Raw genomic sequence first — 1,261 nt, forward strand, 5'->3', positions numbered from 1 at the left:
TATGTTATGAAGTAGACAACATATTATGTTTTAAATATACTGCACGTAAGTATAAGCCTTAATTTTCATTACTTCAACTAATATATTATCTAGGCGCTTTTTGTAGTAATTTCACTGACACCTTTTTATTAACCAATAGATCCACATGAGTACTGCGATACGAGAGCAACCCAGTACATAATCTCCGGTGAGAACGACTTGGTAGAAAAGGTGAAAATTCCATAACTGTTCCTTGGATTGATATGCAAGCTCTGCCCTGACGTTATGTCGTCTACAACGCCTATAACCTTTATAGGGAAAGTCTTTTACTTACAATTGAGAATATTTAGCAAATCATAGCTATGATTTATTTACGTCGAACAGTTCTGCTAATTGCCATAGCGACTTCGATCAGCGCTGCTGGTTCTGTTCCAAAAGTATCTGCCACGATCGCTAGTTCCGCGCTAACAGCCAACGGAGAAACAGTCCAAAAAGCTTCCCAAGATTTACAGACTGCTCAGTCGAATAGCAAGCTCGCACTTAATGAGCAGCAGGATTCATGTGCAAGACAAGCTGGCTATCCCTTGGGTCGATGGGAGACCACAGGGATAGCAAATGCCACTTCCGCAGAGTATTCAACTTTTATTACGTTCACAACGCGAAAAAGCGGCACTTGGCTACCTGCTAGTGAACAAGGAAGCTTTACCGCATCAAGGACACCTGCGCCTAATAGAGAAGTTACTCTCACGTTACGTCCTGATGGGAATACCAGCTATGTGAGCACCAACAAACTTTTGACTTCATCTGATGGCTGCTATATGCAGGGAACTTTTAATGACACTGAAAAGCACCGAGGTGAAGTCCAATACAAATGGGTGCCGCAATAAGTGGTTACGCAAAATTAATTGGGTGCGGTTTTTGAACTTTAAGCGAACCTCCTTTTGGAATCTCTAGAACTTACAATTCTTATACCATATGGACTTTAGGTTTTATATCAGAATGAGAATCGTATCATGAAAAGAGCTGCATTCAAATTAATTATATATTCTTCTCCAAAATTTCGTAGTATATATTCTACGGATTTAACTAAACAGACGGTCAGTGTGCTGGTCTAATGGCTCATTTAATACCGTGCTGTACTAACAGTATTTTGCAGCCCGTCTTTCGAGTCACATGGGGAGTAGTTCGTAATCGATAGACTGTAGTAAACCTCGTCCATTTTGAGAACTGGAGTTTTCCACGAAAATATATTATTGTGAATTTAGGGGTGTAGTTGAGAGTG

Annotated in this window: 1 protein-coding gene; it reads left to right on the top strand. The window is 40.2% G+C overall.

Translation table 11 applies throughout. The features are described 5' to 3' along the window. Positions 1 to 341: 341 nt before the first annotated feature. Complete coding sequence (locus CK510_RS30550; protein ID WP_095725144.1) at positions 342 to 866, top strand: hypothetical protein; 525 nt, start codon at positions 342 to 344, stop codon at positions 864 to 866. Positions 867 to 1,261 lie beyond the last annotated feature (395 nt).

This window comes from Brunnivagina elsteri CCALA 953 (assembly GCF_002289455.1).
GTDB classification, from domain to species: domain Bacteria; phylum Cyanobacteriota; class Cyanobacteriia; order Cyanobacteriales; family Nostocaceae; genus Brunnivagina; species Brunnivagina elsteri.

Excerpts from the sequence above, each read along its gene's own strand:
- CK510_RS30550 (WP_095725144.1), top strand. The coding sequence starts at position 342 with ATGATTTATTTACGTCGAACAGTTCTGCTAATTGCCATAGCGACTTCG.